The sequence below is a fragment of the Lyngbya sp. PCC 8106 genome, assembly GCF_000169095.1.
Classification (GTDB): domain Bacteria; phylum Cyanobacteriota; class Cyanobacteriia; order Cyanobacteriales; family Microcoleaceae; genus Capilliphycus.
Genome location: NZ_AAVU01000003.1, coordinates 272,689 through 284,203, shown reverse-complemented (window position 1 = coordinate 284,203; position 11,515 = coordinate 272,689). Strand labels below are relative to the sequence as shown.

The 11,515-nt window shown below is 36.9% G+C and carries 1 protein-coding gene; it reads left to right on the top strand.

Features of this window, described 5'->3' with window-relative positions; genetic code table 11:
• Window positions 1-27: 27 nt before the first annotated feature.
• On the top strand, window positions 28-11,490 hold the full coding sequence (locus tag L8106_RS03660; RefSeq protein WP_009782847.1) for a CHAT domain-containing protein: 11,463 nt from the start codon (window positions 28-30) through the stop codon (window positions 11,488-11,490).
• Window positions 11,491-11,515: the final 25 nt, after the last annotated feature.

Sequence of the window (11,515 nt, the reverse complement as noted above, 5' to 3'; positions counted from 1 at the left end):
TGTTGTCATTGTGGGGGGGGTGTAATCATGATTTTAATTCGCTTTTTTTCTCCGGTTTTATCTGTATTACCCATTACACTGTTTAGCAGTTTACCTGCTTTTGCGGTTACTTCCCAACCCATAGAAAATTTTGCGGTAAATTCTGATACTTTTTATCAAGTTTCTCCCGTTTCCGGTTCTGAAATTATCCTCACCCAAGCCATTACCCCCGCAAATGATGGTACGGGTACGGTGGTAACGCCCGAGGGAAATCGCTTCAATATTGAAGGCGGAACTCGTTCGGGAAATGGGGAAAATTTATTTCATAGTTTTGAGAAGTTTGGACTCGATGAAGGTCAAATTGCCAACTTTTTATCTAATCCTGAAATTCGCAACATTTTAGGTCGAGTTATTGGGGGTGATGCCTCTTTTATTAACGGTTTAATTGAGATGACAGGAGGCAGTTCTAACCTGTTTTTAATTAATCCATCGGGAATTTTATTTGGGCCGAATTCACAGTTAAATCTTCCCGGTGATTTTACCGCAACCACAGCAAACGGCGTACAGTTTGGCGAGGAATGGTTCAATGCTGAAGGGTTAAATAACTACGAAATATTAATCGGAAATCCAACGGGGTTTGCGTTTACAATGGCAAATCCTGGAAGCGTGATTAACTTCGGAACTTTAGCCGTTGAACGAGGACAAAATTTAACATTATTAGGTGGAACAGTTGTTAACGCTGGACAACTTTCAGCCCCAGAAGGACAGGTGATTATTACTTCTGTTCCCGGTGAAAATTTTGTTAGAATTAGTCAAGCCGGACAACTTTTAAGTTTAGAAATTCAACCGATAGTTCCCGGTAGTAGTCAACCGAATAATTGGTCAATTCCGATTACCAGTTTACCCGATTTATTAACTAGAGGGGTGAGTGGCTATGACATGGCGGCTAAAGTTAACCCCGATGGAAGTGTAGACTTAACTGTTTCTGATACCACCATTCCCGTCAATTCTGGGACAACAATTGCGTCGGGAGAGGTGGATGTTTCGGGAGAAATAGGCGGAACTGTGGGAATTTTTGGGGAAAGAGTTGGGGTAATTGATGCTAATATAAACGCCTCTGGAACAAATGGCGGTGGTACTGTTTTAATAGGCGGAGATTATAAAGGACAGGGAGAAGTTCCTAATGCGTTAAGGACGTTTGTTAATCGCAGTACGATTATTAATGCAGATGGTTTATTAAGCGGAGATGGCGGACGGGTTATTGTCTGGGCGGATGAAGTCACGGGGTTTTATGGGAATATTAATACTAGGGGTGGGAGTGAGTTAGGAAACGGGGGATTTGTTGAAGTTTCGGGGAAAGAAAGTTTGATTTTTGATGGAATTGTTGATACTTCGGCAGTGAATGGTAATTTCGGGACGTTATTACTTGATCCTCGAAATATTACAATTATTCAAGACCTAACTGCCAACCCAACCGATGGTGAATTACCTGATATTTTTCAAGATGATTTTGCTAATCAAGATGTTACAGTTAATTCAACGACGCTAGAGTTTCAAACCGGAAATATTATTTTAGAGGCGACTGAAAATATAACAGTTGCAGATGGAATATCTCTCACTTTTGTAGAAGGGGAAGGTTCAATTACCTTTACAGCAGATGCAGACAATAATAACACTGGTAACTTCTTAATGGATCAAACTCAATCCATTAATACTGTGGGAAGAAACCTCACCATTTCGGGAGTAGAAATTACGATGGGAACACTATCTACTCAGGGAGGAAATGTTAATCTTAATGCTTTAGGAAATCAAGCAGAAATTAATCTTGATGGTCAAGGAGCTGCTTCTATAACTACAGGAGGAGGAGTAGTTAATATTACGGCGGGAAATGACACTGCAACTCAAGGCGGTTTGATTCAAATCAATGGTCAAATCAACAGTGGAATTTTCCCATCTGCTGATGATTCTGGAGGAGGAGATATTGAAATTAATGCTTTAGGAAACAACAGTTTAATTGATATAAAAACACCAGATGATGATACTACAGAAGTTGATCTTACTACTCCACTGGTAACAAACGGAGAAGGAGAGATCAACCTGACAGCTTCGGGAAATGGTGGTCAAATTCTTATTACAAATGGATTGGCAGCCATAGATAATCCATTTGCGGCTATAGTTACAGAGAGAGGAAATATTACACTAACGGTTGGAAATAAGACAGCTAATCAACGCAGTTCTATTAAAATAAGCGGTGATATTAATTCTACAATGTCTCCTTTTCCCATAACAGTTACTCTCAATTCGTTAGGAAATAGCAGTGAAATTGTAGTACAGCGAATAGCAGCATCAGGAGGAATAATTAACCTTAATGCAGGGAGTGAAACAGCTACTCAATCTAGTTCAATTAGAGTAGTAGATTACATTGGGACATCCAGTATTAGAGGAGGAGAAATTAATATTAGGCTTTTTGGAAATAATAGTACCTTAGATGTAGGGGATCTCCGTACAACAGGAGGAGAGATTAATGTTAATGTTGGTAATGTTAATAGTGAAGGAGGTTTAATTAGAATAAGAAACGGAATTAATACGGATCTCGGCGATCTTGTTGAGGTTTTAGATGATCCTAACAATCCGGCTGATAGAATAGCTAATATTGAACTTAATTTTTTGGGAAATGGAGGTCAAATTACAGTAGGAAATTTAAGCACAACTGGAGGAGAGGTCAATATTACTGCGGGAAATGAAACGGCTAACCAACCGAGTTCGATTACAATTAATGGTGAAATTAATACATCGAGTGGTGGTGATAATCCTGCTGATATTAATCTCACAACTTTGGGAAATGGTGGTCAAATTCTTATAGAAGGAACTCCAGACTTAGCAAGTTTAAGAACAACTGGAGGAGAGGTTAATATTACTGCCGGGAATAAAACGGCTAACCAACCGAGTTCGATTGAAATCACGGGAGGAATTAATACTTCAGGTGATAATCCTGCTGATATTAATCTCACAACTTTCGGAGATGGAGGTCAAATTTTTGTTACAACCAGTCCCAATTTTGCTGCTTTAGCAACTTCTGGTGGAAATATTAATCTCACAGTTGGAAGTGATATAGTCAATCCAACAAATCCTATTCAAATTGATATTAGTGGAATTGATACAACAGGAATTAGTGGTGGAAATATTAATTTTAGTGCGATTGGAAATGGCGGTCAAATTAGCACCGGAAACTTAACTACAACGGGAGGAGTAGTTGATTTTAATTTTAATAATAATAATACCAATCAACCCATTTTACTTCAAACGGGTTTTATCGATACATCTCGCGATAGTGATGGAGATGTCAATCTCAATATTATCGGAAGTGGTAATATTATTACGCAAGAATTAGTGACAACAGGAGGAGAAATCAACCTAAATATTGGGGAGAATAACGCCACTCAACCGAGTTCCATTCAAATCAACTCAATTGATACTTCTCGCGCACCTGAAGGCAATATAACCCTTAATGCTTTAGGAAATGGAGGTCAAATTACGACTCAACAAATGATTACAAATGGAGGAGATGTTGACCTCACAGTTGGGAGTGATACAGCGACTCAACCAAGTTCTATTGATATTGGTTTTATTAATACATCTCGGGGAAGTGATGGCAATATTAATCTCAATGCTTTAGGAAATGGCGGTCAAATTACGACTCAACAATTAATTACAACGGGAGGAGATGTTAACTTAGTAGTTGGAAATAATACAGCCAACCAAGGAAGTTCTATTCAAGTCTCGGGAGAAATAGATACTTCTACGGGTGTTGAAGGTAATATTAATCTAAGTGCGTTAGGAAATGGAGGTAATATTATTACGAATAATTTCATCACAAATGGAGGGGATATTAACCTCCAAGCCGGAAGTAATACAGCCAACCAAGCAAGTTCTATTCAAGTTGGTTCTCTGACTACAACTTCGATTAATGGTGACGGAAATATTAGCTTAGATGTTCAGTCTGGAACCGGAAATACAAGTATACTAACAAATGAAATTAACTCAACTTCCAGCATGGGAACCGGAGGAAATGTTAGTATTAATGCAGGGTCTAATACGGGAAATAGTACAATAACAATTGGCGATATTGATTCCTCTGCTAATCAAGGTAAAGGAGGAAATATTTCTTTCACCAGTGTCACTGAAGATGATAATATTCCCACTTCGACTACAAATGGTGCAAATATTACGTTAAATAATAATCAAACCTTTAACGCTGGAACAGGAACAATTAGCCTTAATAACGTGGGTATAGCTGCGGGAAATAATAACTTAATATTAACCGCAGATGAAATTAACTTTGATATTGATAATAGTCGCACGATTTCAGGAAGTGGCAATTTAAACCTACAATCCTTTACTCCAGAACGAGGAATTAATGTCGCTAATTCTGACAATACTGATACTACCAATCTAAATCTAACTCAAGCTGAAATTAACTTAATTCAAAATGGCTTTGAGTCAATTATTATCGGACGTGATAACAGTAGCGGAACCATTACTGTTGTTAATCCCGTTACTTTTAATGACCCTTTAACCCTACAAACCCCATTGGGTGATATTACCGTTGATGGAACGTTAACGGGATTGGATAATGCTTCGATTACATTAATAGGTTTAGGCGAAACAACCACACTCAATGCTGATATTATTACTGCTGGAAATCCCATTACAATTAATGATAGCGTTGTTATCGGAGTAAATACTGTTAATCTCGATACGACTAATAATTTGAATCAACCGGGTGCTAATATTACTATTCTCGGAACCGTTAACGGAACCAACCCGAATACAGAAACTTTAAACGTCATCGCAGGAGTTGGAGATGTTAACTTTAACAATGCAATTGGCAATTTAATTCCTCTCTCTAGACTGCAAATTAATAGTGCAGCTAATGTGACGTTTAGCAATGCGTTAACCACAGATAATATTACTTTAACGAGCGATGAAATCAACTTTGAAGGCGGTAATAATTCAGTTACCGGAAATAGCATAAACATTCGACCGAGTACAGTTAATAATATTGAGGTTGGAAGTTCAACAGATACGAATACCGATACACTCAACCTGACCCCAAGCGATTTAGCTACATTAAATAATTTTGAGTTAATTACCATCGGTGGTTTGAATTTTAGTGGAAATATTACCTTTGAAGGAAATGCAGAGTTTTCTGACCCAGTGGTTATTGATGCTGGTAATGGTTCAATTACTTCTAATAACAATTCAGGAATTATTGGAACAGATAATGCTTCTATTACCTTGAATGCAGATAGTGAAATTAATATCGGTCAACTCTCAACTGAAGGCGAAGCAATTAACTTAAATTCAATTGGCGATAGCGGACAAGTCACGACAGGAAATATTACTACAAATGGCGGTAATCTTAATATTTTAGCGGGGAATAACTTTATAGATAATTTAACCCCTAATTCGATTACAACCGGAACAATTAATACCTCATCTAACAGTGGAAATGGCGGTAATATTAATCTCGATGTTCAGTCAGGAAGTGGAAACGCAACTCTAGAAACGGGTGAAATCAATTCAACTTCTATTAGTGGGAGTGGAGGAGTTGTTAATCTGAATGCGCGTACAAATACAGGAGTAAGTAACATCACTGTTGGAAATATTAATTCATCTGTTAATGGCGGGATTGGCGGAAATATTACTTTCAGTAGTAGCTTTATCGGACGGGAACAGCAAGAATTGAGTCTAGATGGTGCCAATTTAACACTCAATAACAGTCAAACTCTGAACGCTGGAACCGGAACAATTACATTTAATAATGTCGGTATTGTCGCCGGAAATAATGATTTAACCCTCACCGCAGATGAGATAAATTTTGATATTAGTGGAAATAATCGGACAGTTTCAGGAAGTGGAAATTTAACTCTACAACCCTTTAGCGTTAATCAAAATATTGTTATTGATGGAACAGACAGCGGAGATTCCACAACCCTTGATTTAACCTCAAATGAACTTGCATTACTTGAAAATGGATTGAGTTCAATTACGGTTGGAAGAACCGACTCATCTGGTACAATTACGGTTGCAAATAGCGTTACATTTAATGATCCAATTATCCTACAATCTCCCGAGGGTTCAATTGATATTGGTGGAATTTTAACGGGAATAGATGATGCTTCTATCACTCTCAATGCTAACTTAATTAATCTCAGTGAAGGAATTACAACCGACAACGAAAATATTACCATTCAAGGGAATGAAATTAATCTAACTGGAAACACAACACTGGATACTGATAATACAGGTGGCGGCGATATTACAATTAACGGAAATATTAACGGAAATTCTGACCTTACCCTCACAACTGGAACCGGAAATATTAGTTTTTCAGGGACAATTGGGGAAACTCTACCCGTTGGAAATATTACCGCCAATAGTAGTGGAATGACTGAATTTAGCGGAACAGTTAATGCTAATAGTCTGACAACAGATACAGGCGGTTCTACTGAACTCAACGGTGATATTACGACGACAAACAACCAAACCTATAATGATTTTGTGAACCTTTTGGGTGATGTAATACTTGATAGCAGTAATGGGAATGGTAGTATTAACTTTGCATCCACCGTTGACGGAAATTTTAACTTACAACTTAATTCTGGTACAGGTAATATTACACTCGGAACCGTCGGAGATAATCAACCTTTATCTTCCTTAACTGTTAATAGTCAAGGTCAAACTAATTTAGGAGGAAATATTACCACAAATGGTTTTGAGGGTGTTGACTTTGAAAATGCTTCAACCGTTGAATTAAGTGATAATATTAGTATTAATACCCGTTCGGGAAATGGACTAATTAACTTTAGTCAAGCAAGCATTAATGGAAATTTTGATCTAGAACTAAATGCAGGTAACGGTGAGATAAATTTAGGAACAGTGGGAAATAATACCCCGCTTAATTCTTTGACCCTTACAACCACTGGTTTAACCACTTTAAATAATAATCTAACAACAAACAATAATATTGACTTCACTCAAGCAACAGGGGGAACCCAACTCAATACTGATGTTATTATTACCAGCAATAACGGGAATATATCATTTGAAAATAGTCCGATAACCGGAACCGGAAACAGCTTAACTCTTGATACAACCGGAGAAATTTTTCTGGATAATGTGGGTGAGGATAATAATGAAATTGGAGGCGTTACCATCACCAATGCTAACATTGTTAATCTATTGGGTAATATCTATACAGATGGCGGTATTAACTTTCCCAGTGTCACAACAATTAACCTCAATAGTGATACAGTTACTCTCGAAACCGATAGCGATAATGGAAATATTAATCTTTCGGATGCTTCGGTTGAAGGAAGTGGCGGATTAATTATTAATGCAGGAAGTGGTCAAGTTAATTTAGGTACTTTTGGTAATAGTATCCCCCCTGAAAGTTTAACTATTAATACATCTGGCTTAACCACTCTCAATGGTAATCTCACAATTAATAATAATATTGATTTCATTCAAGCTACAGGTGGAACCCAACTCAACACCGATGTTAATATTACCAGCAACACCGGAAATATTTTATTTGAAAATAGTCCAATCACTGGTACCGGAAATAACTTAACTCTTGATACATCAGGTAATATTTCACTTAACAATGTCGGTCAAGAGGGAAATGAACTCAACGAATTAATTATTAGTAATGCTAATAGTATTAACTTATTTGGTGATATCTTTACAAATAATAGTTTAGACTTTGTAGGTGCAACAACTGTTAATATTGCGGGAAGTTCAGTAACACTGCAAACCAACAGCGGAAATGGAAATATTAACTTTTCAGGTGTTCCAATTGAAGCCACAGCAACCGGAAACGAACTCATTTTTAATGCAGGAAGTGGTAACATTACTTTAAACAGAGTAGGGACTAATATTCCTCTTGATTCTTTATTGATTAACACAAGTGGTCAAACCAATTTAGAGGGAAATATTAATATTAGTGGCGTTGATGGGATTACCTTTGAAAATGCGACCAATATTGTTTTAATTAATGATGTAATTATCAATACAACTTTAGGAAATGGAAGCATAAACTTTAATAATGCTACCATTAATGGTAATTCTAACTTAGAACTCAATGCGGGAACGGGTAATATTACATTGGGAACAGTCGGAAATAATATTCCTTTAAATCTTTTATCCATTAATACAAGTGGATTAACGAATTTAGGAGGGAATATTAATATTAGTGGTACTGATGGGATTACCTTTGAAAATGCAGCCAATATTGTTTTAACCAATGACGTTCAGATTGATACAAGTTTTGGAAATGGAATTATTAATTTTGGAACGGGAACGGTTGATGGGAATTTTAATTTACAACTGAGTGCAGGTAACGGTAATATTATCTTGAGTACATTTGGACAAAATGAGACTCTAAATTTACTGGATATTCAAACAACAGGATTAACAACTCTTAACGGTAATCTCACAACAAACGAGAGTATTAACTTTACTCAAGCAACGGGTGGAACTGAACTTAATACTGATGTTATCATTAATAGTAACAATGGTAATATTGATTTTAATAATAGTCCAATCTCAGGAACGGGTAACAATTTAACACTCAATGCACCCAACGGAAATATTATTTTAGATGCAATCGGAAGTTCAGGGAATGGGTTAGGTGAAATTACAGTTAATAGCAGTGGAATTACTCAATTTAACGCCACTGTGAACGCCAGTAGCTTAACTACAGATATAGCAGGAATAACTGAACTCAACGCTGATATCACCACAACGGGAGAGAATGGTCAAAACTACGGTGATGCAGTGAACATCTTAAATAATATTACTTTAACGGGTGATGAAATTAACTTTAATAATACTGTCTCTGGGAATAATATCAATTTAACATTACAGCCTTTTAGTTCAAGTTTTCCTGTTGAAATTGGAGGAAATAGCAATAATAATTTGAGTGTTTTAAATTTAACAAATACTGAACTAAACTTTTTACAAAATGGCTTCAACTTAATCACAGTTGGGAGCAATAACACCGGAACAATTACTGCTGCTGGGAATATATCATTCCGTGACCCTGTTAGACTTCAATCTGCTACTTCTATTGAAACAACAGGATTTACAATTACAGGAACGGATAACGCAGCAATTACGTTCAACGCCAATCAAAATATTAATGTCAGTAATATTATTAATCCTAACGGTAATATTAACTTCACAACAAATAATGGTTCAATCAATGCTAATAATTTATTGGGTCGTTCTGTAAATTTAACGACAAGTGGAGGTAATATTACTCTCGATTTTAATCAAAACTTTTCTTTCAATAACCCCAACGTTCAGACTAATGGTGGTGATTTTAATATCAACAGTTTGGATTCCATTCAACTTTTAGGAAGTGGAATTATTCAAACAACCGGAGGAGATATTACCCTTTCAGGAACCAATATTAATAGTGAAATAAACTTTAATTCTAGTAATCCTCAAGGTCTAGGCGGTAATATTAATTTAACCGCAACAGAGGGAACAATTTCTACTGCTAATTTAAACAGTTCTGGCTTAACAGGAGGTGATATTACTGTTATCGCTCCGACTGCAATTATTACCGGAGAAATTAACAGTAGTGGTATCATTGGTGATGGTGGAAACGTAATTATTGACCCGGTTGGTGATGTTGAAGTTGAGTTTATTAACGCTCAAGGTGGGCAAAATGGTCAAGGGGGAAATGTACTTCTTGAATCAACAGGTGGATTTGTTCGAGCAACTCGATCTTTTATCGATCAAAATAACATTAATGCCAGTATTTCTACAGCAGGTGGACAGGGAGGAGGTTCTATTACAATTCGACATCAAGGGGGGTTAGCTGATGAACCCATTGCTAGTTTTGAAATCGGAAATACAAACCTAACTGAGAATGATAATGGTACAGCCGCAGCTATTACAACAGGTGAATTTACGATTAATTCTGACAACTCTTTTCCCGAATCTTTTACAGTGGGAAATATTGCAATTCAAACTGATGATCTAGCGACACCAACACCAACACCAACTCCCACCCCAACTCCCACACCAACTCCAATTGAACCCACTCCAATTGAACCCACTCAACCGGAATTTCCTGGCGATATTTTACCCCGTCAAAACCCTGTTGAACCTTTATCAATTTCTGCTAGTCTTCCTTGTAGTCCAGTAGATGCGGGAGTGTTAGCAGTTGAACAGGGATACACTCAAGATTTTGAAGAATATTGGGGAATATCTGCGAGTAAATCTGCAAAAGGTTTACTGGAAACCTGTGATGCTTTAAGTCAAATTGCCGGAATTACAGGGATTAAACCTGCTGTTATTTATGTTAACTTTGTTCCGGTTGAATATGATATAGAAGCTCAAGAAAATCAGGTCAATGTAATCGATTCTCCATCAGAAAAACCTGATCAAAAGGGTAGTTATCAGCTCGAATTAGTAATGATTACTGCTGAAGGTCAACCGATTCGGAAACGAATTTCTGGGGTGACTCGTGATCAAGTTTTAAAACAACGAAACTTTTTCTTTAGAGAAATTTTTCCAACGACTCGCAGAAGTAGTTTTTTACCCTATGCTCAACAATTTTATCAATGGTTGATTGCTCCATTACAAGCTGAGTTAGAAGCACAAGAAATCAATAACTTAGTCTTTATTATGGACGAAGGATTACGTTCTTTACCTTTAGCCGCTTTACATGATGGTGAACAATTTTTAATTGAAAAATATAGCGTAGGACTTGCACCTAGTTTGACCTTAACTGAAACTCGTTATAGTGATGTTAAACAAGCTCGTGTTTTGGCGATGGGTTCAACTGAATTTCCCGCTGATTCTAGATTAAACGATTTACCTGCGGTGTCAGCAGAAGTCAATATTATTGCGGATAATGTATGGAATGGAGAATCATTTTTAAATGAAAACTTTACAATTGAAAATTTAAAAAAAGAACGATTTGCAACACCTTTTGGTATTGTTCACTTAGCAACTCATGCAGAATTTAGGACGGGACAACCCAATAATTCTTATATTCAATTTTGGGATGATAAACTTAGACTTGATCAAGTACGAGATTTAGGATGGAATCAACCTCCCGTGAAATTATTAGTCTTAAGCGCTTGTCAAACGGCTTTAGGAGATCGTGAAGCCGAGTTAGGTTTTGCAGGTTTTGCGGCGAAAGCAGGAGTAGAATCTGTAATCGCTAGCTTATGGAAAGTCGATGATCAAGCCACATTTGCACTCATGGTTGATTTTTATCAACAATTAACCCAAGCGCCAATTAAAGCCGAAGCCTTAAGACAAACTCAAATTGCTTTATTAAGGGGAGAAGTTCGGATCGAAGATTCACGCCTAATTTTACCGGATCGAGAAATCACTTTACCTCCAGAATTTGATAACTCTGGAATTGAAATTTTTTCTGACCCTCAATACTGGGCTGCATTTACAATTATCGGTAGCCCTTGGTAGTTTAGAAGCCTTTTATATACTCAGA

What these genes read in the sequence shown, in the direction of transcription:
- L8106_RS03660 (WP_009782847.1), top strand. Translation starts at nt 28, where the DNA reads ATGATTTTAATTCGCTTTTTTTCTCCGGTTTTATCTGTATTACCCATT.